The organism is Laedolimicola sp. (assembly GCF_051972735.1).
GTDB classification, from domain to species: Bacteria; Bacillota; Clostridia; order Lachnospirales; family Lachnospiraceae; genus Laedolimicola; species Laedolimicola intestinihominis.
The window spans coordinates 1-22,656 of sequence record NZ_JBOKYU010000031.1 but is presented as its reverse complement, the minus strand read 5'-3'; the positions used below and the strand labels follow the sequence as shown (position 1 = coordinate 22,656).

Here is a 22,656-nt window from a genome sequence, read left to right as displayed (position 1 = left end):
TTGCGCATAGAAACCTTTCTTTGGGAAATCTTGTGAATATCAAGGATTTACAGGAGGTATTTACCAGATGGCACTGAATAAAGTAGAAATATGCGGCGTAAATACAGCGAAACTGCCTGTCCTGACACAGGAAGAAAAGGACGCTTTATGGAAACGAATTACAGCGGGCGACGCAACCGCCCGGGAGCTTTATATCAAGGGCAATCTCCGACTGGTTTTGAGCGTTATCAAGCGGTTTTCAGGAAGTTCGGAAAATGCGGACGACCTGTTCCAGATCGGGTGTATCGGTCTCATGAAAGCCATCGACAATTTTGACAGCACTCTGGGCGTCAAATTTTCCACTTATGCAGTACCCATGATCGCCGGGGAAATCCGCCGTTATCTCCGGGATAACAACAGTATCCGGGTCAGCCGTTCCTTACGGGATACGGCCTACAAGGCTATTTACGCCAGGGAAAATCTGACCCGCCAGTATGCCAGGGAACCATGCCTAAGCGAAATCGCCACGGAAATCGGCATTCCGGACGAGGAAATCGTCTTTGCCCTGGACGCTATCCAGAGCCCGGTCAGCCTCTATGAGCCGGTCTACACCGAGGGTGGCGATACTCTCTATGTGATGGACCAGATCAGTGATAAAAAAAACAGGGAAGAGCTCTGGATTGAAGAACTCTCCCTGAATGAGGCCATGAAAAAGCTGTCAGACCGCGAACATTATATCATTGAGCTCCGTTTCTTCCAGGGTAAGACTCAGATGGAAGTTGCCGATGAAATCGGCATTTCCCAGGCCCAGGTCAGCCGTCTGGAGAAAAACGCGCTGAAATGTATGCAGAATTATCTGGCGCAATAATTTATTCGTATTTCATGATTTCTTTTTTCAGGCGGCGGATAATTTTCTTTTCCAGTCTGAAATATAGGACTGTGAGATTCCCAGGAGATCCGCCACCTCCTTCTGAGTCATCTCCTCGCCATGAGGATTTTTCAGTCCAAAACGAAGCTCCACGATGGTGCGCTCCCGTTCAGACAGTGTCTGAATGGCCTTGTCAAGCAGTTTTCGCTCCATCTCTGTCTCGATATCACGGTAAATGACGTCCTCATCGGTTCCCAGAATATCAGACAGCAATAATTCGTTGCCATCCCAGTCCACATTCAGGGGCTCATCAATGGAAACCTCAAGGCGGGTCTTGTTGTTGCGGCGCAGATACATCAGGATCTCATTTTCAATACAGCGGGAGGCGTAGGTGGCCAGCTTGATATTTTTCCCTCTGTTGAAGGTGTTGATGGCTTTGATAAGTCCAATGGTTCCGATGGAAATCAGATCCTCCACGCCCACGCCGGTGTTGTCGAATTTTTTCGCGATATAGACCACCAGGCGCAGGTTGTGCTCAATCAGAAGGGAGCGGGCTTCACCGCCCTCCTCCGTGCCAAGACGCGCAATGGCCCGGGCCTCATCCTCCGCATTTAAGGGCGCCGGAAGCACCTCCGCGCCGCCGATATAGTGAATTTCATTTTTCCTTCCCACAAACAGGGTGGAAAAATTAGGGATCAGCTTTAACTGAACCTGATTTGGAATCGCTACTTTGATAAGCATACTTGTTCTTTCCTCCCACTCTCATTTCCGCATTCTCTGCGCTATATGGCTCCAACAGGGCCGGATGCAGAATCATGCTGTAATTTTCTGTCGAAGAAAGTGGTTCTTTGGTAATGCCAAGCAAAGGCTTTTCCGTGTGGATACACACGCCGTCCGGTCCTGTAAGCTCCAGTTCATCTGCGTAAAAGGCCGGAAGGAAACCGTTTTTCCGGCCTACGCTGTGATAAGGAACCGGATAAAAAACCATCTCCTTTTCCCCAAGAAGCGCCGCCTTCAGATCTGCTGTGATGATGCTCACAGGCTTTCCGAAGACCGGATCCCGAAGACTGTTGCCCGTGTCCAGAAGCGCCCGGACGGTGCAGGTGTTTTCCCGGTACCGGATAGTGACGGAATATACGCATCGTTCCTGTTCTTGCTGCCGAAATATAAGCCTGGCAGTCAGCTTCAGCAGCTCGTAGCTTACCAGCGTAAAGAACAGAAACGGATATACCGGAAAGGCAAATGCACTTCGAAGCCATCCGAAGATGCCTCCCAGCAGGAAGCCGTTCAGGTACAGCAGAAACAATGCTTTGCCCAACAGGCCTTGCTGGTTTTTCGGAAGACTTACGCAGATCATTCCGACCGCCGCCGCTCCATACAGGATTAGTTTTCCGGCCAGACTGTTCTGTCCTCCTGCAAGGTAGACAAGACAAACCGTCAGACTTCCGACTCCTGCTGCAAGAAGTCTCCTGAATGCCGGAATCCTGATTTTCAGCATCCGTCCCGTCACCGTCAGCAACAGATAATCCGTCAGCAGATTTTGCAGGAAAAACTCGTCTATGTACAGCGTGTAGTACACGGCCCACCTTCTTTCTGTTCTCCATTATAGGGAAGGTGGGGCGCGGAATTTGTAAATATGTGGAAGATGTGGGATAGATTTATCGGACAGGATTCGACAGGGTTAATAGACGAAGATAGAAAAATTCCCCTCTCACCGGGACGCATTTTTTCCTCGGTGAGAGGGGAATTTTTCTATCTTCTGTTGGTTTAAGACGGTTACTATGTTCCGTCTATCGCTCATTATAATCGTCTAAGAAATTGTATACTTCATCGTCCTTATGGTACCCGATGACCGTCCGTAGGTTAATATTGTGGACGCTCTGGAAGATATTGGACTCGATGACGTCGCTGGTGGCACGGAACTGCTTCATCAGGTCCTTCATCTCGTCGCGCTTGGAGCCCCGCTCGCCGCCGCAGGTGGCGCAGTTCTCAGTGAAACGGCAGGCGCACTGGATGAAATGGAGCTTGTGATAGTCGCGCCATGCTTTGATGTCCTCTTCCTTGATCTTGTACATGGGGCGGATCAGCTCCATACCCTCGAAATTCTTGCTATGAAGCTTGGGCATCATAGTCTCGATCTTGCCGCTGTAGAGCATCCCCATCAGGATGGTCTCGACCACATCATCAAAATGATGTCCCAGAGCGATCTTATTACAGCCCAGGGCCTTGGCCTCGGCGTACAGGTTACCCCGGCGCATGCGAGCACAGAGGTAACAGGGATTGCGGTCCACACCGGCCACGATGTCGAAGATCTCGCTCTCGAAGACGGTAAGCGGAATGCCCAGTACCTTGGCGTTGTCCTGAATGATTTTCCAGTTATCCGCATTGTAGCCCGGGTTCATCACCAGGAATACCAGTTCGAAGGGATATTTGCCGTGGCGCTGCAGTTCCTGCATGAGCTTGGCCATCAGCATGGAATCCTTTCCACCGGAGATGCAGACCGCAATCTTGTCTCCAGGCTGAATCAGATCGTAATCCGTGATAGCCTGGGTGAATTTGCGCCATATAGGTTTCCGGAATTTTTTAATAATGCTGCGCTCGATTTCCGCCGTTTTCTCTTTACGGGCGTCCTCTTCCTGCACAAAACTGGCCAGCTGCATACGCAAATAGGCGCGGTAACCGCCTTCCACGTTCCAGGCGTCGTAGCCGTTCTGCTCCAGATAGTCCACATACTCCATGCTGCGCTCACCGGTATGACAGAGCAGATACACCGGTTTGTCCTTGGGAATCTCTTCCTTGCGCTCCGGGATCTCCTTCATGGGCATGCTGATCGCTCCGTCGAAGGTTCCTCTCCGGTATTCGTCCGCCGGACGCACATCCAGAACTGTTATAGTCTCGGGCTTTTGTTTCATCAATTCTTCTATGGTAATGGTATTCATCCTGTTCCTCCATTTAAAAAGCCGTGGAAGCAATCGCCACGGCTTTTTTGATTCTCATACGTTCTCGGTTTATTTATGTCTCTGCAGGAATTCCGGAACCTTCAATTCGTCCACCTGGACTCTGCTCTCCGGACGCTTCGGAATATTCAATCCCGGCAGGGGCTTGAATACCGGCGGCTCGGCGGAAGTCTGTGTGCCGGCGCTCTGGGCGGAAGCTTCTAAGCCTGTCTTCGCAGCTGTGGGCATCTTTCCAAAACTGCTGTTCTTCGGCAGAACCTTGGTGCTGTTGTTCTCATCCAGTCCGGTGGCAATGACGGTGATGGTAGCTTCATCGGTGTATGTATCGTCGTACATCGCACCAAAGATAATGTTGGCGTCATCACCTGCCAGCTCCTGTACATAGCTTGCGGCGTCGTTGGCATCCATTAGGGAGATATCTCCGGAAATATTGATAATGACATGGGAAGCGCCCACAATGGTCGTCTCCAGAAGCGGGCTGGCCACAGCCTGCTTTACTGCGTCCAGGGCCTTGTCATCGCCCTTACCGGAACCGATACCGATGTGTGCAATACCCTTGTCGGTCATAACCGTCTGTACATCCGCGAAGTCCAGATTAATCAGGGCCGGCAGGTTAATCAGGTCGGTAATTCCCTGTACCGCCTGCTGCAGAACCTCATCTGCCTTCTTCAGAGCATCCGGCATGGTTGTACGGCGATCCACAATCTCCAGCAGCTTGTCATTGGGGATCACAATCAGGGTATCCACACTCTCTTTCAGCTTCTGAATACCTTCCAGCGCGTTCTTCATACGTACTTTATTCTCAAAACGGAACGGCTTCGTAACCACACCGACAGTCAGAATCCCCATATCCTTGGCCAGTCTGGCAATAACCGGCGCTCCGCCGGTACCGGTGCCGCCGCCCATTCCGCAGGTCACGAACACCATATCCGCGCCCTGAATAGCTTCCTTAATCTCCTCGATGCTTTCTTCGGCAGCCTTCTCGCCGATCTCCGGCTTGGCTCCGGCACCCAGTCCCTTAGTCAGCTTCTCGCCGATCTGGATGGCCCGTTCCGCCTTGCAGAACTGCAGTGCCTGCTTGTCCGTATTGACTCCGATAAATTCTACTCCTGCAATCTGCTCATCTATCATGCGGTTCACCGCGTTATTGCCGGCGCCGCCGACTCCAATCACGATAATTCTGGCTGCGGATTCCGCATCGTTCATCATAATTTCAAGCAAAACCTTGCCCTCCTGTTTTCCCAGTCTATTTTTATAAATCTAAGCCCGTAGGCAGAGAACTTCCAATTTTTCTCATACTATACATGATAACTTTTTTCCTAAAATTAATCAACCCTATTTATAACATTTCCAAAATTAATTTTTTCTATACGCGTTTTCTGCGTTACTCTGTCGAATCCGCTTTTTCGAAGCTGATAAATTTGGAACCCAGGGTATAATTTTCCATATGCAGGGTACCGGACAGAGACTCCAGATCGCTGTAAATATCATGCAGCCGTCCTATCTTATCTTCCAGATCATCGTTGCTTCCAAGAGCCACCTTCACGTTTCCGAAATACAGGGTCAACGCAAGGTCCTTCCCAAACTCAATTTTATCCGGGCTCAGCTCATATTTTTTCAGCAGCTGGGTGATATTCAGAATACGGCCGAAAATTTTGTCATTCTCCACAGCCAGCTTCTGATACATGGCCAGGGAACTGAAACGCACGCCGGAAATGCAGGGAATATCCTCCTTCACATCCGTGGAGCTTTCCACCACTACGCCGTCTTTGTCAAAATAGAAATTCGCCCCCATGTAAGTAACATAGCCGACAACACTCTTTTCATACACGCGGATTTTCACCTTTCCGGGTCCCTGAAGGCTCACCTCCAGTTTATCCACAAACGGAATTTCCTCTTTATTGAAATACTTATATTTCAGATAGAGATAAAGGGAATTCTCTGTATATCGATCCGTAATGATTCGATCCTGAATTTCCTGCGCGCTGTAAAAGCTGTTGCCGGTGATTTCCACGGTACGGATTTTGAACAGGCTGATGACGCCGACGGTGAGAAGCGCCAGCGTCATCAGTACCAGCAACGCTGTCAGCAGACCTTTTCCCCTTCGTTTTCTTGCTTTTATTTTTTCACGTTCCCGAAATTTTAACATGCTTTTCCTCTGATCTGTTTTCGTTTTGTCTAGTGTATCACAACTCCGAGTGCTTGCAAATCCCTGATTATATTTTCATAGCCCCTGGCAATAAAAGGATACTGTAAAATGCGGCTTTTCCCTTGAGCCGCAGCCGCCGCGATGCAAAGGGCCGCCCCGCCCCGAAGCTCCCGGGCAGTAAGTGCCGCGCCCTGCAGGCTTCTGCCACGCACCAGGGCTTCTTCCCCTGTTACTGTAATATCCGCGCCCATTTTCCTAAGCTCTTCCACGATTTTATAACGGGCCTCAAAAACCCGCTCGCAAATCCTGCTCTCTCCGGGCAGAGCTGCCAGGACCGCCATGAGGGGTGACTGCAAATCTGTCGGAAAACCCGGATAAGGCGCGGTGGAAATGGCAAGGTGACAGGGTTTTACTTCCCGCCTGGTAAGGCTCACACCGTCCTTCCCTGTTTTGCTTTCCACCCCAAGCTCTGACAGCACCGGCCAGAGACTGTCAAGCTGTTCCACGGGAGCTTCCCTGAGTCGAATCCTGCCGCCTGTGGCAGCCAGTAAAAGCATATAGGTGCCCGCCACTATCCGATCGGGCATTACGGTAAATTCCGTATCATAAAGCTGTTGTCCGCCCTCTATCACGATGCGTCCGCTCCCCTCGCCCCGGATACGCGCTCCCATACTTCTTAAGAACCTGCAGAGCTCGCAGATCTCCGGTTCCCGGGCCGCGCCGTGCAGAATGGTCTCGCCCTCAGCCTTTACAGCCAGCAAAATCACATTTTCCGTGGCACCCACACTTGGAAAGGGCAGATGAATTTCTGCGCCGTGCGGACTCCTGCAGACTGCATAAATTCCATTTTCTTCCAGTTTTATTTTCGCGCCCATCTGTGTAAGCGCCGCCAGATGAATATCCACGGGCCTGGCCCCGATGACGCAGCCACCCGGATAGGGAAGCCGCACCTCCCCCAGCCTTCCAAGAAGACTTCCCAGCAGCATGATCGATGATCGCATTTTCTCCGCATAGGCCTCCTCCGCCTGAAGCGGCATGAGCGCCGAAGCATCCACGACCAGCGCTCCACGCTCCTGCCGCACCTGACAGTCACAGCCCCTCAGAAGCTCCAGCATGGCCGTCACATCCGTGATATCCGGACAGTTTTTCAGCACTGTCACGCCGGAATGAAGCAGAGCCCCGGAAAGAATGGGAAGGGCTGCGTTTTTCGATCCCTGTATACGCGCTTCGCCCCGTAAAGGGTAACCGCCCTCGATGTCCAGATAATCCATATGTCTTCTCCCCGTCTCTGCTATACCTTTAGCATATGCCGCTCTCCCCGTGGGGGTGATTACGGGACACATTTAAAGCCATCCCCATTTCCGACAGGAGAAATAAGACTGAGGTACCGCCATAGCTGACGAAGGGCAGGGTGATCCCTGTATTGGGGATTGTATTGGTCACCACCGCGATATTCAAAATCACCTGAATCAGGATGTGGCCCAGAATTCCGGTTACAATGAGACAGCCAAATAAATCCTGCACATGCACCGCGATGCTGTATAACCGCCAGACCAGCAGCACAAAAAGCAGCATCAAAAGTACCGCCCCCATCAGTCCAAACTCCTCGCATACAATCGAAAAAATCATATCATTCTGAGCCTCCGGCACAAAGCCCAGCTTCTGAAGGCTGCCTCCGAAGCCCACGCCGAAGAGGCCGCCGGAACCAATGGCGTAGAGCCCCTGCATGGTCTGATAGCCCTTCTCATAAGCCTCAGGATGCCGCCAGATGGCCAGACGCTCCAGGCGGTAGGATTCCAGACTTAAGAACACTGCCAGAAAACCGGCGCCGCCTGCGCCGATCAGAACAAATCTCAGATAACCGGGGCTGGCCACAAAAATCAGAATCACCGCAATTCCCATGATAATGATGGCAGTACTCAAATTATTGGTGCCCACCAGGCCCACCAGCGGCAGGGCCAGAAGCATAACCCCCAGCATCTGCCGCAAAGTCACAATACGCTGCAGACGGCTGCTGATCACCCGGGCTAATAGCAGGATAACCGCCACCTTGGCGAATTCCGAAGGCTGAAAGGACACCGGACCGATTGCCAGCCAGCGCCTGGAACCGTTATACTCGTCGCCGAAGATCAGCACTGCCACCTGAAGAAGCAGGGAAATCAGGTATCCCAGGCCTGCCAGTTTTCCCCATTTATGATAATCAATGCAAGATACCGCATACATGGCCGCCAGTCCCAGAGCTGTGGCCAGAAGCTGCTTTTTCAGATAATAGGCCGGGTCGGCGAACTTCACCTGCCCATTCCAGGAGCTGGTGCTGTAAAGCACAACAAGTCCGAATCCCGCCAGAAGCAACACAGTCAGCACAAGGCCGTAATCAGGAGCTGTGCTCCCGTGCTTCTTCTCTTTTCCGGCGGAATCCGGACCTGTCATAAAACCTCCGTCCCGGGGCCTAAACCCACTGCTTTATTTTTCTTCCCTTTTTTATTCGGGAAGCGCGCGGACGTAATCTTTAAACATTCTTCCTCTCTGCTCGTAATTATCGAACATGCCCCAGCTTGCGCAGGCCGGAGACAGCAGAACCGCGTCGCCACTCTCTGCCTTGCCGGCGCAGACCTGCACTGCTTCTTCCAGGCTCTCGGTAAATACGATATGGGTAAAGCCATGCTTCTTCGCAGTCTCCGCAATCTGATTCGCGGTCTGACCCAGCAGCACCAGCCATTTCACCTTGTCGCCAAAGCACGCGATCCAGTCGTCAAAGGTGACGTGCTTGTCGTAGCCGCCGCCGATAACAATGGTAGGACGATTCATGGCCTGCACTGCCTTGATGGAAGCATCGGTATTCGTTCCCTTGGAATCATTGTAATAAGCAACCCCCTTTTTCTCCGCCACAAACTCAATGCGGTGCTCCACAGCCGTGAAATTAATAACCGTTTCACGGATATACGGGAAGGGCACGCCCATGGCTGCCGCGATGGCCACCGCTGCCATAACGTTCTCATAATTATGGGTTCCGAGAAGTTTCAGTTCTGACACATCACAGATCTTTGTCCGGACGGACTCATCTGCATAGACGATGGCTGTTCCATCCATATATACGCCCTGATCCAGTATATGCTCCCGGCTGAAATACAGAACCGAGGCCTTGCAGCTCCCGCCGAAGCGTCTGGTCTCCTCATCATCGTAATTCAGGACGCAGGTATCATCCCTGGTCTGATTTTCCGCGATCTTCTCCTTGGTTTCGATATAGCACTGCATGGTATGATGGCGGTTCAGATGATCCGGCGTGATATTCAGGATAGCGCTGACCTTTGGGTGGAAGTTCTCGATGGTCTCCAGCTGAAAGCTGCTGATCTCCGCAGCGATCACGCTATTGTCGGTCATCTTCAGCGCCTCCTGGGTGTAGGCGGTTCCGATATTACCCACCACGAAGACCTCCGGGTAATAGCTCTTGAAAATCTCTCCCACCAGGGTTGTTGTTGTAGTTTTTCCGTTTGTTCCGGTAATGGCCGCAATTTTGCCCTTGCCAAAATGGTAAGCCAGCTCCACCTCACCCCAGATGGCTGCGCCGTTCGTGCGCAGCTCCTCCACCAACGGCAGATCCACCGGCACGCCCGGGCTTAACACGACCAGCTCAGTCTCTTTCTTTAAATTCTCCGGGAATTCGCCCAGCACAACCTTGCACTTGCTGCCCTCGGGCAGTCTTTTCCGTACTTCCGCTTCCGTCAGTTTCTCATTGCTGTCATAGAGGGTCGGCACCGCGCCCGCCGCCTCCAGAAGCTTTACCGCGCCGACGCCACTGACACCGCTGCCAATCACTACTATCTTTTTATCCGTAATCATTTCCCATATCCTCCTTAAAGCGCCAGTAAGCCAACCAGGCACAGCAGTGCCGTCACGATGGAAAATACCGCCACGACACGGGTCTCAGACCAGCCGCCCAGCTCGAAATGATGATGAATCGGCGCCATCCGGAAGATACGTTTTCCACCGCTCATCTTAAAATAAGTTACCTGAATCATAACCGACAGAATCTCCACCCAGTAAATCAGCGCCACAATCAGAATGAAAATCGGCATATCCATCATGTAAGCCGTGGCCGCCACAAAGCCGCCCAAAGCCAAAGATCCGGTATCGCCCATAAAGACGCTGGCCGGAAATACATTAAAGAGCAGGAATCCCATCAGGCTTCCCACCACTGCGCAGGTAATCGGATGCAGACCGCTTCCGGTTCCCACTGCAACCACTGTGAAAAATACGGCAATCAGTACGGTGACACTGGAAGCCAGGCCGTCCAGGCCGTCGGTAAAGTTGGCGCCGTTGACCGTTCCGATGATAGCCAGAAAGGCCACCGGAATAGCCAGCCAGCCCAGATGCAGATAGTGTCCCGGCCAGAACGGAATCAGCATAGCCATGTCGCCGCCGGTCAGGTTATAATAGTAAAAAATGAATACGCCGGTCACCAGGAACTGGCCGAACATCTTCTGTCCGGGCGTCAGGCCCTCGGAGCGGTGCAGAATAATCTTGATATAATCATCCAGAAATCCGATAATGCCAAAACCTACGGTCACAAAAAGCACCGGGATAATCTTTGGGAAATCCTTTGCGTAAATCAGGGATGTTACAATAATGGCAATCAGAATCATGACGCCGCCCATGGTCGGCGTACCCGTCTTCTTCAGATGGCTCTTGGGTCCCTCCTCACGCTCTGTCTGGCCAAATTTCATCTTGCGAAGCAGTGGAATCACAACGGGTCCCAGAGCCGCGCTGATAGCAAATGATATCAGAACCGGAAATATCAGTGTTTTCAAATCCATAACCAATCTACCTCTCATACTTATTTCTCTTATGGCTAATCTGCATTATAAGCCTTTTCTTCCGTTTTTTCAATGCCAAGATAGGGAAGAATATTTTCAAAAATATCCCGGACGACCGGAGCGGCGATGGTGCCGCCGTAATAGACCCCCTGGGGATTGTGAATCACGCACATGGCCAAAACCTGCGGATTGTCCGCCGGAGCAAAACCGATGAACGAGGAAATGTAGCGTCCGGTGCCTCTGGGGAGCGTCTGGGATGTGGCCGTCTTGCCGCCGATACGGTAACCCTCAATGTACGCCTTCTTTCCGCCGCCCTCGGACACCACCTTTTCCAGCAAAAAGCGCATGGTTTCTGAGGTTTCAGCGCGCACCACCCGTTTTCCTTTGGGCCAAGACAGCTTCTTCAGCACCTTTCCATCCTGATTTTCAATGGCAATCCCGAAATGAGGCGTAATCCGAAGCCCGCCATTTATGATGGAACTGACCGTAGCTGCCATCTGCATGGGCGTAATCTGGAAGGACTGCCCAAAGGACATGGTCGCCAGCTCGACTAACCCAATATTTTCCAGTTTGTGCATGATAATATTGGCCTCTCCGGGCACATCAATTCCTGTCTTTTCCATCAGGCCAAATTGCCGGAAATACCCGTAGAAATCCTCTGCGCCCACCCGTTGACCGATATCGATAAAGACCGGGTTGCAGGAATTTTCGATGGCCTGTACAAAGGTCTCGCTCCCGTGTCCCCTCACCTTATGGCAGCGGATCCGCCGATCCTCCACGATGCGGAAGCCCGGACAGTTGAAGGTATCGTTTAAATTCACCACGCCTTTTTCCAATGCGGCTGCCGCCGTCACCACCTTAAAAACAGACCCCGGCTCGTAGGTATCATTGATGCTCTGGTTCCGCCACATCTGATTGCGCAGATCCTGCTTCTGCTCCCCGGCAAGCGCTGCTGCGTCCTGTCCGGTGTCCGCAAGATACGCCGTCAGGTCATAGGGATTGTTCAAATCAAACTCCGGCACATTTACATTGGCGTAGATCTCGCCATTCTGGGGGTTCATGACCAGAATCGATACATAGGCGGCCTGTTTTTCTTCCCGGACCTTCTTTGCCGCCTGCTCCGTGTAGAGCTGGATATTGTAGTCCAGACTGACCCTCAGATCTGCCCCCGGCACCGGTTCCACCCGCTCCTCGCCCGCGTCGGCCAGTTCGATACCCCGGGCGTCTGTCAGCGTCAGAATTGTACCGTTCTGCCCCTGCAGATAGGAATCATACCGGACCTCCAGTCCGATGATGCCCTGATTATCGCCGCCGGTGAAGCCAAGCACCTTGGACGCCAGGGAACCGTAAGGATAAGAACGCTTATAATCCTCGTCAATTTTCACACCGGCCAGTTCCAGGGCACGGATGCGGTCGCCGGTTTCTTTGTCCACATTGGCCTTGATCCGCTCGATGGAGCTGTATTTCTCCACCCGCCCGCGTACCTGCTCATCCGGCAAATTCAGTTCACGTGAAAGCGCCGTAATTACCGCCTCCGGATCGGTCAGCTGGCTATGTACCACCGACACGGTACACACGGTACGGTTGGAAGCCAATACCGTACCATTCCGGTCGAGAATCCTTCCCCGGGCTGCCTTGATGCTCCGCTCCCGCTGGTGCAGATCCTCCGCCAGTTCCTGATAATAGTCCGCCTCATAAACCATTAACCGCACCAGCCTCGCCACCAGACCCACCAGCATCAGCACACACACGCAGAACACCAGCGTCAGCTTCTTCCGGTTATATGTTCTGCTTTTCGTTTCCTTTTCTTTCATAAAAACCCCATAATCGGTTTGTTACAACCTATTATGGGGTTTCTGATTTTATTCTGTCTCTGCAGGGTTGCTTCCGTCCTCAGGAAGAATCGGGCTTTCATAGTCATCCAACGGACCACTGTCGCCTTCTGCCTCTACCTCTTCTTCCGTAGGCATCTTCACAGTCTCGCCGGTATTCGGATCCACCAGTGTACCTTCTTCAATCGGAGTTTCCTCTTCCGTCGCCTCTTCTTCTGCTTCCTGCTCTGCCCGGGCCGCTTCCTCAGCCGCCACTTCCTCCTTCATGTCTTCCGGAATCTCTGCGTTTCTCGGAATATTCAGATATGGCATAGCCTCTTTCATAATATTTTTGAATATCTCCTGGGCAAAAGCGCTGCTTGCCTGAGTCGTCGGGCTGTCCGCGTTGGGCTCGTCCACCACCACATAGCAGACTACCTGGGGATTATCCGCCGGCGCAAAGCCGATGAATGACACCAGATATTTTCTGGCGGAACGGGGAACCTTCTGAGCCGTTCCGGTCTTACCGCCCATAGTATAACCTGCTACGCGGCCCTTTTTACCTGTGGGGTTATTGCCGTTGGCGTCCGCAGTTCCGTACATGGTGTGATACAGATACTGCCGGATCATGGAAGACGTCTTATTGGAAATGGTCTGGCGCACCAGCACCGGATTGACAGTCTCCACGGTGCCGCCCTCCGCGTTCAGAATCTTCTTCACCACGTGGGGCTGGTAATAATAACCGCCATTGATAACGGAAGAAAAGGCCGAAGCCACCTGAATCATAGACGTATTGAAGCCCTGACCGAAAGAGCTGGTCGCCAGCTCCACCGGACCCATGGTGTCCTTCGTAAATACCGTCGACGCGTTATTGGTCTCGCCGGGCAGATCGATGTTGGTCTTCAGACCGAAGTTAAAGATCTGCTGGTACTTCAGAAAGTTATCATAACCAATCATGGCGCCCATCTGCATCAGGGCGTCATTGCAGGAAAACATCAGGGAGCCTTCCAGGGAAATGATACCGTGGCCGGTCTTCTTCGCGCATTTAATCTTGGGTTGGCCCTGTACGATAACCTGTCCGCCGTCGCAGAGGAAGGTGGTGGAATCATTGACCAGGCCCAGCTCCAGAGCCGCTGCCACCGTCATGGGTTTTACGGTTGATCCGGGTTCGTATCCGTCGCTGATGCAGAAGTTTCGCCACATCTGATTCTTGGCGTCCAGCTGTTCCTCCTCGGACATGGCATCCACCTGCTCCTGGGTCAGGTAGCCATTGCCCACCAGATCCTGGGGATTATTCAGATCGAAATCCACATCACCCGCCATGGCCAGAATCTCGCCGGTCTGGGGATTCATCATCAGCACGCCAATATTCTTCGCCGCCGGTCCTTCCACGCTTTTATTCGTATAATCTTCGATAAATTTGTCGATGTATTTCTCTGCTATGCCTTGCAGGGTTGCGTCAATCGTAGACACCACTGTATTGCCATCTACGGCCTTCTTTACCGAGGTAGACTGCTCCAACTCCTCGTTCAGGTACTTGTAGCTGCGGCCATTGATGCCGTTCAGGGTATCACTGTATTCTTCTTCGATACCGGTCTGCCCCTGATTTCCCGTAACGGTATATCCAATCACATGGCAGGCCAGAGAATTGTACGGATAACGACGGATATAAGAGTCCTCAAACCAGACGCCTTTGATTTTATTTTCGGTTTCTTTGTCCTCCTGCGCTGCCTTAAAATCAGCAATTTCGTCTTTACTCAGCTGTTTTCTTAAGATAACATAGCTGCTGTCTTTCTTTTCGCTTAAGGTGGTCCGAAGTTCTGACTCATCCAGTTCAAAATACTGCACCAGCGCCTTGATGGTCGGTTCCACGCAGTCCTTCTCCGCATCCTCCTTGTCCTGGTTCTGCCACAGTACCTTCGGATCCAGAATCAGATTGTAAACCTTTTCACTGGTAGCCAGAATTGTGCCGTTGCGATCCAGAATATCGCCTCTTCTGTATGGCAGCGTAGTACTGTTGGTATCCTGCTGCGCCAGTACTTTTTTCGTATACTTATCTCCGCTGGTTTTATTGATATAAGCCAGCCTTACGCTCACTCCCAGCAGAGCAAGCACAATGAGCGCGAATACCAGCGCCAGCTTACGCTTCATTCGGTTGGTAAGCAGCGCCTGCATCCGCGCTCTCGGTTTTCTTTTTTTCTCTGTACGATCGTTCAAATTACTCACCTGCTAATCGTGCCAAGCGCTCCCTTGAGACTCTTATCGTCCTCCGGGATCTCGGCATACTGCTTTACGTAATCGCTCCCCTCATCGTCGTAAAGTACTACCTGATCCTCATTTGCGTATACCATGCCAAGCTCATTCATGGCAATGTCCCGGATTTTCTCCAGATCCACAGAAGTCGTCACCCGGTTATATTCATCGTCATTCTCATCCTTCAGCGTGGAAAGCTGCGTCTCCAGCGCCGCGATGTTCTTTGCCCGGGCGGTGTTGTCCGCCTGCAGCTTCAGATATCCCACACAGACCCACATGGCCACGCCCAGCGCTACTGCCAGAAACATGCCATATCCCAGGCCCATGCGTTCCTTCGCCTTTACTCTGCGGACCGTATGCACGGAAAACCGGTCTTCCTGCCTGCGTCGTCTCTCCGGCTGCTCGCCGGCCCGAAGCTTGCGGACCGCCGCTCCATCCACATAGGTGGTTCTGCGTTCTGTTTTTCCATCTGTTCTGTTATTCGTATAAATGCTTCTGATCTCTGCCATTTTTACGCTTCCTGACTCCCAATCCGTTCAAAGACGCGAAGCTTCGCGCTCTTGGATCGCTTATTATATTCCAATTCCTCCGCACCGGGAGCAATCGGCTTTCTAATCGGTGACCTGCCCTTCGGTTTTTTACCACACACACACACAGGAAAGTTAGAAGGGCAGGTACAGGGATTTTCATTGGTTTTAAATATGGTTTTTACTATCCGGTCTTCCAGGGAATGGAAGGTTATCACACAGATTCTGCCGCCCGGATTCAACAGATCAATCATATCATCCAGTGAGTTCTTCAGTACCTCCAGCTCCTGATTCAGCTCAATGCGAATGGCCTGGAAGGTACGTTTGGCCGGATGTCCGCCTACGGCCCGTATCTTCGCCGGAATCGCCGCCCGGATAATCTCCGTCAGTTCTCCGGTGGTCTCGATGGGCTTCTTCTCTCTGGCCAACGCAATATGCTTCGCGATATTGGCTGCGAACTTTTCCTCGCCGTAATCCCGGATGACCCGGTACAGCTCATGCTCTGTATAGCCATTTACAATATCCTGGGCCGTCTTCGTCTGGCGCTGATCCATACGCATGTCCAGCGGGGCGTCCACCCGGTAGGTAAACCCCCGGTCTGCCGCGTCCAGCTGATAGGAAGAAACCCCCAGATCCAGCACGATGCCGTCCACATGGTCAATGCCAAGATTCTGAAGCTCCCGGCGCATATTGCAGTAATTGCTTCGGACGATAGTTACCCGGTCGCCGAATTCCTTCAGTCTCTCTCCCGCTGCCGCAATGGCGTCCGCATCCTGGTCGATTCCGATAAGCCTTCCTTTATCCGAAAGCTGCTTACAAATCTCATAAGAATGTCCGCCGCCGCCCAGCGTACCGTCTACGTATATTCCATCCGGACGGATATGCAGTTGTTCAATCGTCTCATACAGTAAGACGGATACATGTGAAAATTCCATGTCTGTCCCCTTTATTGTTAGATATCCAGACCAAGCTCTGTCAGCTGACCTGCAATCTCGTCCATGTCAATCTCTTCGTAATTGTTGTTCTCGTTCCACTTCTCCTCACTCCAGATCTCGATACGGTTCAGGAGTCCAGCCAGTACAACGTCTTTTTCAATTCCCGCGAACTTCCGTAAGGTTGCCGGAATCAGTACTCTTCCCTGCTTGTCAAACTCACAGGAAGTGGCGCCCGCAGTCAGAAAACGTACAAAAGAACGCGCATTCTTATTGGTCATAGGGAGCTGCTTCAGCTTTTCTTCGTAGTTTTCCCATTCTTTCATGGGAAATACGAAAAGGCAGCCATCCAATCCTCTTGTCACAATGCACTCGTCACCGAGCTTTTCCCGAAACTTAGAAGGAATGATCAGCCTGCCCTTGGTGTCTACCGTATGGTTATATTCGCCCCGGAACATAACGTCACCCCACTTTCATCGGTTTCTGGTTCTTATCTACCACTTAAATGCACTTTCAAACCACTTTCCACCACTATTCACCACTTATGGATTAATAATATCTTAAATTTTCATAAAAAGCAAGTCCTTTTTCTGTGTATTTTGCACAAACGCAAACAACAATATCTTGTTTTTTGCATTTTCATACATACAAGATATTGTTGTTTTATTGATATAACTTGTGTCATTTCCACTTCTTTTTACAAAATGCTTCAGAATTTCTTAATTTTTTCTTCTTATATAAAAACCAAGCGCTCCACTCAGGGCGCTGATTCCCAGTATAATCAGCATCACATGGGAGTATTCCCCCACAAGCCAGGCAATATAACTCCAGGATTCGCCCATGAACGCCCCAAGGGATACTAAAAGGATGTTCCAGATCAGAGTTCCGGCTGCGGTATAGAGGAGAAATAATGGGAATTCCATGCGGCTCATGCCAGCCGGAACTGAAATCAGACTGCGCACTACCGGAACGCAGCGACAGAAAAAGACCGTTATGCGCCCTTTACTCCGAAACCAGTCGTCTGCCTTTGCGATATCTTCTCCCTTCAGGCGTAGAAGCTTTCCCACTTTTCCATCCACCAGACGGGTCAGCCGCTCCCGATTTAAAAGATATCCTGCTCCGTAGAGCACCACAGCCCCAGCCAGGGAACCAAGCGTCGCGAAGCATACAACTCCCGGCACGCTTAAGGCTGTATGAATTGTCAAAAATCCGCCAAAAGGCAGAATCACCTCTGAGGGAATGGGCGGGAATACATTTTCCAGGAAAATCAGAAAAAAGAGCCCGGGATACCCGTACTGCTCCATCACAGACAGAATCAGGCTTTTCAAAATCACGCCTCCTGCGGCTTTCGCTCCTTTTTCTATCCTATGCGGCTGTTTTTTCGTTTATCCCGGTTATTCCCGACTATTTTGGCCGAATCTTTCCCATCTGAGAATTTACATTTCCCGCCGAGTATGCTATAGTATACTGTAAATGTTTTGAAATCATATGCTTTTAAGGAGGATATAGATCACATGAAATTAGGTATCGTGGGTTTGCCGAATGTCGGCAAGAGTACCCTGTTCAATTCCCTGACCAAGGCAGGCGCTGAATCCGCCAACTATCCTTTCTGCACCATCGACCCCAACGTGGGTGTGGTAGCCGTACCGGACGCCCGTCTGGGACTGCTGGCAGATATGTACCATTCCGCCAAGGTAACCCCGGCGGTCATTGAGTTTGTGGATATCGCAGGTCTGGTAAAGGGCGCGTCCAAGGGCGAGGGCCTGGGCAATCAGTTCCTGGCCAATATCCGCGAGGTGGACGCTATTGTACACGTAGTCCGTTGCTTTGAGGATCCCAATGTCATCCATGTAGACGGCAGCGTCGATCCCATCCGTGACATCGAAACCATCAATCTGGAGCTGATTTTCTCCGATCTGGAGATTCTGGAGCGCCGTATTTCCAAGACGGTCCGCGGCGCCCGCAATGATAAGACTCTAGCCAAGGAGCTGGAGCTTCTGAACCGTCTGAAGGCATGGCTGGAGGATGGAAAAATGGCTTCCGGTTTCACCACAGACGACGAGGATGAACAGGCATGGCTGACCAGCTACAACCTGCTGACCTACAAACCGGTGATTTTCGCAGCCAATGTAAGCGAAGATGATCTGGCAGACGACGGCGCGTCCAACCCACATGTGGAAGCCGTTCGGAAATACGCAGCCGAGAACGGCAGCGAGGTATTTGTCATCTGCGCACAGATTGAGGAAGAAATCTCCGAGCTGGATGATGATGAGAAATCCATGTTTCTGGAAGACTTAGGCCTGAAGGAGTCCGGCCTGGACAAGCTGATCCGCGCAAGCTACCATCTGCTTGGTCTTATCAGCTACCTGACCGCCGGTGAGACCGAGACCCGCGCATGGACCATTACCCGCGGAACCAAGGCTCCCCAGGCAGCCGGTAAGATTCACTCTGACTTTGAGCGTGGCTTTATCCGTGCCGAGGTGGTCAATTATCAGGATCTGCTGGATTGCGGCAGCTATTCCGCTGCTAAGGAAAAGGGCCTGGTAGGTCTGGAAGGAAAGGATTATGTGGTGAAAGACGGCGATGTGATTCTATTCCGCTTCAACGTGTAAAATCTGTATCGAGATGCCCGGAAGGGCAGAAAACAAGCGTAATTAAGGGAGTTAACGATTCACCATTCCGGCGTTTCGGTAACTCCCTTTTCTATTCGTAATTTACTGCTGTTTTGCCAGCGCTTCTACCTTATCCCGCTGAAGCAGTAGATTGAAGCCTGCCGGATTCAGCGCAAAGCCCTTCGCATTCTGAATCAGCGGCGGAACCAACTTCTGGAACGGCGCGGACAGAGCCTGCAGCTTCCGGGGATTCTTCTGGCGGAACTTTTCAAACTCCCACAGATCGGAGAAAATCGGCTGAATAATATCACCCGTCGAATTCTTCAGATAGGGAACCTTCACATCCGGATTCGGCTTCGTCAGATCCAACGCCCCTTTCACATCTGTGACATCCAACGCCAGCACAAAGCGGGAACGACGCAGGTTCGCGATGAGCTCCTGCTCCATCTCCCGCAGACGGGCATTACGCTCCGGATCCGGCGTATTCTGATTGGGGCGGCGCAGCTCCTGCAGAAAATAAACGGCTGTCAGCTGCAGAGAATCATTCATCACCGGCGGCATATTGTCCTTCTGCTCCGGCTTTTTCACCGTGACAACCGCGCTTAAATCCAGATAGCAGAAGCCTGCTCCGTTGTGGAACGCTACCCGATTGATACCGGTCAGATACAGTCCCGTATAAAAAGCTGACATCTTATCCTTGATAATCTCCGTCACCACCGTCGGCTGATTCTCTTCCTCCAGCTTTTCGGCATATTCCTTTGCATCCTGCTCCTGCTCAAATATCGCCGTCTGATCGTCAAAGGTCTCCGAATCGCATTCCGCAAAGGGAAGATTCGTTGCTTTCGAAGTCAGAATGTAAAAATGATCCAGTTTCTGTAAATTTTTTATCATCAATCTATTGTCCGTACTCATATCGCGCATTCCTCTTTCCAATAGCCTGTCGTGGCCTCATTTCCTATTATTTTACCAGAATCCGGGCTGTCTGGCAAGGCACAGCAATTTTTCTCACTTTTTTCTGGTTCTGCGTTTCGGCCTGATCGCTTCCCCGTAATTTCGAATGATCACTTCCTTGCCCCGACGCTTCTTCGGATCGGAATTGATGGCGCGGCGCACGTCGATTTCCTCAATCAGGAAGCCTTCATACAGTTCCCGAATCAGTTCCGTGTTGTGATTGGTCAGCATACAGTAGACACCTTTTTTCGTCAGCTCCCGGAAAAGTTCCGCCAGACGGCGGTGTTCCTCTTCCGTGAATCCTTCCTTGGTATAGGAATCAAAGGAAGTAGGATTCAGCGGCGCGTAAGGACTGTCGAAGTAGATGAAATCGCCTTTCTGCACACCTGCAAGGGCCTGCTCAAAATCCTGACAGGTGATGGTCACGGACTTCAGATAAGCGGAAATAGCCTTGATATTCTCCATATCCATGGAGCGGATCGACTGCTTCTGATTCCAGGGAACGTTGAACTCGCCCTTGGTATTGACCCGGTAAAGACCGTTAAAGCAATGCTTATTCAGGTAAATGAACAGGGCTGCCATCTCGGTATCGTAAGAACTGTTTAAGCGCTTCTCATTATAACGGCTGCGCAGCTCATAATAAAATTCCCGAGTACAGGTAACCTTGTCCAGTTCCATCAGCTTCTCCAGAAGCGCGTCCAGATGATCCCGTATCTCGGTGTAGGTGTGAACCAACTCCTGGTTGATATCGTTAATCCGGGCTTTCTCCGGCGCCAGAGACAATACCATTGCCCCTCCGCCCACAAAGGGCTCATAATACGCGTTGTAAGTATCCGGCATACGGATATAGAGCTGCTCCAGCATCTGTCGCTTGCCGCCGGCCCATTTGACAAATGGGACCATGGTTGTTGTATTCATAACATTTCCCCGTTTTTCTTTGTATTTATCTGATCTGGTACGGACATTCAGGGCACAGACCGCAGGCCCGCCTCCTTAAAATTTACGGATGCTTTCTTCTTCGCCGCCGTCCTTGTCGATGGAGCGGATCTGCACGTCGTAGCCGCCATCGCCTACCCGGACATGGACACGGTCACCGGCCTTATGTCCCAGAAGGGCTTTGCCAAGCGGTGATTCGATGCTGATACGACCCTCCAGGGAATTTCCCCGGATAGATGTGACGATTTTCACTTCCTCGGTCTCATCCTCATCTTCATAATAAAGCACTACCTTGGTATCCATGCCGACCTCGTCAGCTCCCGAATGATCCTCCACCACTTCTGCCGTCTTCAGCATTCTCTCCAGATAGCGGATGCGGCTTTCATTCTGGTTTTTATCCTTCTTAGCAGCATAATATTCAAAATTCTCGCTCAGATCTCCATGGGCCCGTGCTTCTTTGACCGCCTCAATGGCTTCTTTCCGGACCACCAGCTTCCGGTGCTCGATTTCCTGCTGAATCTTCTCCACATCCTGCTTTGTCAACTGCTCCCGCATGAATTATTCCTCTCCTTCACCCATTCGCTCACTGTAGCTTCCTGTCCGCATTGTGCGAACCGAAATTCCATTTACCTCCACCCGGTCATCCACCGGAATCACCAGGCACTGCCTGCCGTCAATGATACGGGTTTCCACCAGATCCGCCCGTTCCGGATTTACCTGAATCACCACATCCGGAGCTTTGATCTCAAATTTTCTTGTATTCATCACATTGGATGCCAGAAATTCCGTATTGGCCCCGGCGGATTCCTCATAGCGCTCCTCAAGCTCTGTCATTTTTTCTGCTTCCACGCCGCTTTCCGCAAAGAGCTGCTTCACCTCCGCCTTGCTCAGCACCAGCGGCTCCGGCTCATCCTTTTTTTCCTCCGCCATCTCGTAGAGCCTCTCATGGATGTTGCGGACGGCTTCGTAATCGCACTCTTCGCCCAACGTCTCCTCGATCATGGCATTGAAGGTGTCCTTCTGATCGGCGGCTGTCAATGGCGTACCGCAGCCGAACATTCCCTCCACGAAATCATCTTTCAGTTCTTCCGCATTTTTGGAATAGTAAAGCATACTATGTAAATCTGTGCTGCGATCCTGAAAGGCCGGGAACAGGAATCCCGCCATGGGCAGATCCACCAGCCAGTCCCGGACGCGGGAGGCGAAGCGGTTACTCTCCGCATCATAGCTTAAGCCCGCCTTGGACAGATTTACCGGGCAGATGGTACAGAGCAGATATTCATATACCTCATCCGATGCGTCGAACATTTCCTCATTATCAGAGGATTTTCCCGGCACATCATACATGCCGTGTACCAGCAGAATCAGATAGTTCTCGCCATACTCGTAGTTCTCTATGATTTTATCATAGAACTGCTCCAGAAGCACATCATCCTTCAATTTACTGTCGCGAAGCTTCAGCAAAAACTCCTGCTGCCCGCCTTCCATCTCCGCGTCCAGGGGGAATTCCAGATTTACCAGGTTCTTTCCCACGGTGCCGGACAGGCTCTTCCGGAAGATTTCAAAATACTTGAAGCATTCTTCCTCGGACTGAGCGAGAAAGGCTTCCTTCATCTCACTTTTTTTATTCTTCTCGCCGTCCACATAACATGCGCAAAGTCTGGTCAGCGCGCAGTTCTGGGGGGTAAACTGCTTCTTGATTTCCGCAATTTCTTTTTTATTCATGCAAAAATTCACTCCTGAATCTGTTTTTTCTTTTCATACTTTGTTTTTTCACTGAAGGCATCTTTTTCATGAAATTGTAAAATTCTGTCATTCTTCTGCTGCCAGAATCTCCTCTATCCAGCCACGGACTTCATCAGACAGG

The 22,656-nt window shown here is 51.4% G+C and carries 20 protein-coding genes and 1 pseudogene; 2 read left to right on the top strand and 19 right to left on the bottom strand.

Annotated elements, in window-relative coordinates; all coding sequences use genetic code 11:
* Positions 1-67: 67 nt before the first annotated feature.
* Entirely contained in the window at positions 68-847 is a 780-nt protein-coding gene (sigG, locus tag ACTRC3_RS08315; RefSeq protein ID WP_440322743.1) for an RNA polymerase sporulation sigma factor SigG, read from the top strand.
* A gap of 1 nt (position 848) precedes the next feature.
* Here the strand turns inward: sigG and sigE are convergent.
* The 15 genes and pseudogenes from sigE to ACTRC3_RS08240 all read right to left on the bottom strand — a co-directional run bounded on the left by sigE (position 849) and on the right by ACTRC3_RS08240 (position 17,618).
* Positions 849-1,588 (bottom strand): annotated as a pseudogene (gene sigE, locus ACTRC3_RS08310) (RNA polymerase sporulation sigma factor SigE).
* On the bottom strand, positions 1,536-2,426 hold the full coding sequence (locus ACTRC3_RS08305) for a sigma-E processing peptidase SpoIIGA (RefSeq protein WP_440322742.1): 891 nt from the start codon (positions 2,424-2,426) through the stop codon (positions 1,536-1,538). The pseudogene sigE and the gene ACTRC3_RS08305 overlap by 53 nt, the downstream one beginning before the upstream one ends.
* 211 nt (positions 2,427-2,637) lie before the next feature.
* A complete protein-coding gene (locus ACTRC3_RS08300; protein ID WP_178038615.1) occupies positions 2,638-3,786 on the bottom strand; it encodes an ATP-binding protein in 1,149 nt (382 codons plus the stop codon).
* A gap of 69 nt (positions 3,787-3,855) precedes the next feature.
* On the bottom strand, positions 3,856-5,025 hold the full coding sequence (gene ftsZ, locus ACTRC3_RS08295) for a cell division protein FtsZ (protein WP_440322741.1): 1,170 nt from the start codon (positions 5,023-5,025) through the stop codon (positions 3,856-3,858).
* A gap of 163 nt (positions 5,026-5,188) precedes the next feature.
* A complete protein-coding gene (locus ACTRC3_RS08290; RefSeq protein ID WP_440322740.1) occupies positions 5,189-5,953 on the bottom strand; it encodes a cell division protein FtsQ/DivIB in 765 nt (254 codons plus the stop codon).
* Between the two features lie 29 nt (positions 5,954-5,982).
* The gene (gene murA / locus ACTRC3_RS08285) at positions 5,983-7,224 is read right to left on the bottom strand and encodes a UDP-N-acetylglucosamine 1-carboxyvinyltransferase (protein WP_349164292.1); all 1,242 of its coding nucleotides are present in this window, start codon (positions 7,222-7,224) and stop codon (positions 5,983-5,985) included.
* A 28-nt stretch (positions 7,225-7,252) separates the two neighbouring features.
* Entirely contained in the window at positions 7,253-8,383 is a 1,131-nt protein-coding gene (locus tag ACTRC3_RS08280; protein ID WP_349164293.1) for an FtsW/RodA/SpoVE family cell cycle protein, read from the bottom strand.
* Positions 8,384-8,434: 51 nt separating this feature from the next.
* Positions 8,435-9,793: a UDP-N-acetylmuramoyl-L-alanine--D-glutamate ligase gene (gene murD / locus ACTRC3_RS08275; RefSeq protein ID WP_440322739.1), complete on the bottom strand. Its 1,359-nt coding sequence runs from the start codon at positions 9,791-9,793 to the stop codon at positions 8,435-8,437.
* A 14-nt stretch (positions 9,794-9,807) separates the two neighbouring features.
* Complete coding sequence (gene mraY / locus ACTRC3_RS08270) at positions 9,808-10,767, bottom strand: phospho-N-acetylmuramoyl-pentapeptide-transferase (protein WP_178038678.1); 960 nt, start codon at positions 10,765-10,767, stop codon at positions 9,808-9,810.
* A 35-nt stretch (positions 10,768-10,802) separates the two neighbouring features.
* Positions 10,803-12,581 (bottom strand): peptidoglycan D,D-transpeptidase FtsI family protein, encoded by a 1,779-nt coding sequence (locus tag ACTRC3_RS08265; protein ID WP_440322738.1) that lies wholly within the window; start codon positions 12,579-12,581, stop codon positions 10,803-10,805.
* Between the two features lie 48 nt (positions 12,582-12,629).
* Complete coding sequence (locus tag ACTRC3_RS08260) at positions 12,630-14,795, bottom strand: peptidoglycan D,D-transpeptidase FtsI family protein (protein ID WP_349164295.1); 2,166 nt, start codon at positions 14,793-14,795, stop codon at positions 12,630-12,632.
* A 5-nt stretch (positions 14,796-14,800) separates the two neighbouring features.
* The gene (locus ACTRC3_RS08255; RefSeq protein ID WP_440322737.1) at positions 14,801-15,340 is read right to left on the bottom strand and encodes a cell division protein FtsL; all 540 of its coding nucleotides are present in this window, start codon (positions 15,338-15,340) and stop codon (positions 14,801-14,803) included.
* Positions 15,341-15,342: 2 nt separating this feature from the next.
* Positions 15,343-16,293: a 16S rRNA (cytosine(1402)-N(4))-methyltransferase RsmH gene (gene rsmH / locus ACTRC3_RS08250; protein WP_440322736.1), complete on the bottom strand. Its 951-nt coding sequence runs from the start codon at positions 16,291-16,293 to the stop codon at positions 15,343-15,345.
* Between the two features lie 17 nt (positions 16,294-16,310).
* The gene (mraZ, locus tag ACTRC3_RS08245; protein ID WP_178038606.1) at positions 16,311-16,748 is read right to left on the bottom strand and encodes a division/cell wall cluster transcriptional repressor MraZ; all 438 of its coding nucleotides are present in this window, start codon (positions 16,746-16,748) and stop codon (positions 16,311-16,313) included.
* Positions 16,749-17,009: 261 nt separating this feature from the next.
* Positions 17,010-17,618 carry a DedA family protein gene (locus ACTRC3_RS08240; protein WP_440322735.1) on the bottom strand — a complete coding sequence of 203 codons (609 nt, stop codon included), beginning with the start codon at positions 17,616-17,618 and terminating at the stop codon, positions 17,010-17,012.
* A gap of 186 nt (positions 17,619-17,804) precedes the next feature.
* Here ACTRC3_RS08240 and ychF point away from each other — a divergent pair, with 186 nt between their 5' ends.
* Complete coding sequence (ychF, locus tag ACTRC3_RS08235) at positions 17,805-18,902, top strand: redox-regulated ATPase YchF (protein ID WP_178038604.1); 1,098 nt, start codon at positions 17,805-17,807, stop codon at positions 18,900-18,902.
* A gap of 102 nt (positions 18,903-19,004) precedes the next feature.
* Here the strand turns inward: ychF and ACTRC3_RS08230 are convergent, their stop codons facing one another.
* The 4 genes from ACTRC3_RS08230 to ACTRC3_RS08215 form a co-directional block, all read right to left on the bottom strand.
* Positions 19,005-19,814: an SseB family protein gene (locus tag ACTRC3_RS08230; protein ID WP_440322734.1), complete on the bottom strand. Its 810-nt coding sequence runs from the start codon at positions 19,812-19,814 to the stop codon at positions 19,005-19,007.
* A 93-nt stretch (positions 19,815-19,907) separates the two neighbouring features.
* Positions 19,908-20,771 (bottom strand): DNA adenine methylase, encoded by an 864-nt coding sequence (locus tag ACTRC3_RS08225; protein ID WP_440322733.1) that lies wholly within the window; start codon positions 20,769-20,771, stop codon positions 19,908-19,910.
* Positions 20,772-20,846: 75 nt separating this feature from the next.
* Positions 20,847-21,344 (bottom strand): transcription elongation factor GreA, encoded by a 498-nt coding sequence (gene greA, locus ACTRC3_RS08220; protein WP_349163568.1) that lies wholly within the window; start codon positions 21,342-21,344, stop codon positions 20,847-20,849.
* 3 nt (positions 21,345-21,347) lie between these two features.
* On the bottom strand, positions 21,348-22,514 hold the full coding sequence (locus ACTRC3_RS08215; protein ID WP_440322732.1) for a DUF4317 domain-containing protein: 1,167 nt from the start codon (positions 22,512-22,514) through the stop codon (positions 21,348-21,350).
* Positions 22,515-22,656: the final 142 nt, after the last annotated feature.

Coding starts and splice junctions, on each gene's coding strand:
- sigG (WP_440322743.1), top strand. CDS start 68: ATGGCACTGAATAAAGTAGAAATATGCGGCGTAAATACAGCGAAACTG.
- ACTRC3_RS08300 (WP_178038615.1), bottom strand. CDS start 3,786: ATGAATACCATTACCATAGAAGAATTGATGAAACAAAAGCCCGAGACT.
- ACTRC3_RS08290 (WP_440322740.1), bottom strand. CDS start 5,953: ATGTTAAAATTTCGGGAACGTGAAAAAATAAAAGCAAGAAAACGAAGG.
- murA (WP_349164292.1), bottom strand. CDS start 7,224: ATGGATTATCTGGACATCGAGGGCGGTTACCCTTTACGGGGCGAAGCG.
- ACTRC3_RS08280 (WP_349164293.1), bottom strand. CDS start 8,383: ATGACAGGTCCGGATTCCGCCGGAAAAGAGAAGAAGCACGGGAGCACA.
- murD (WP_440322739.1), bottom strand. CDS start 9,793: ATGATTACGGATAAAAAGATAGTAGTGATTGGCAGCGGTGTCAGTGGC.
- mraY (WP_178038678.1), bottom strand. CDS start 10,767: ATGGATTTGAAAACACTGATATTTCCGGTTCTGATATCATTTGCTATC.
- ACTRC3_RS08265 (WP_440322738.1), bottom strand. CDS start 12,581: ATGAAAGAAAAGGAAACGAAAAGCAGAACATATAACCGGAAGAAGCTG.
- ACTRC3_RS08255 (WP_440322737.1), bottom strand. CDS start 15,340: ATGGCAGAGATCAGAAGCATTTATACGAATAACAGAACAGATGGAAAA.
- rsmH (WP_440322736.1), bottom strand. CDS start 16,293: ATGGAATTTTCACATGTATCCGTCTTACTGTATGAGACGATTGAACAA.
- mraZ (WP_178038606.1), bottom strand. CDS start 16,748: ATGTTCCGGGGCGAATATAACCATACGGTAGACACCAAGGGCAGGCTG.
- ychF (WP_178038604.1), top strand. CDS start 17,805: ATGAAATTAGGTATCGTGGGTTTGCCGAATGTCGGCAAGAGTACCCTG.
- ACTRC3_RS08230 (WP_440322734.1), bottom strand. CDS start 19,814: ATGAGTACGGACAATAGATTGATGATAAAAAATTTACAGAAACTGGAT.
- ACTRC3_RS08225 (WP_440322733.1), bottom strand. CDS start 20,771: ATGAATACAACAACCATGGTCCCATTTGTCAAATGGGCCGGCGGCAAG.
- greA (WP_349163568.1), bottom strand. CDS start 21,344: ATGCGGGAGCAGTTGACAAAGCAGGATGTGGAGAAGATTCAGCAGGAA.
- ACTRC3_RS08215 (WP_440322732.1), bottom strand. CDS start 22,514: ATGAATAAAAAAGAAATTGCGGAAATCAAGAAGCAGTTTACCCCCCAG.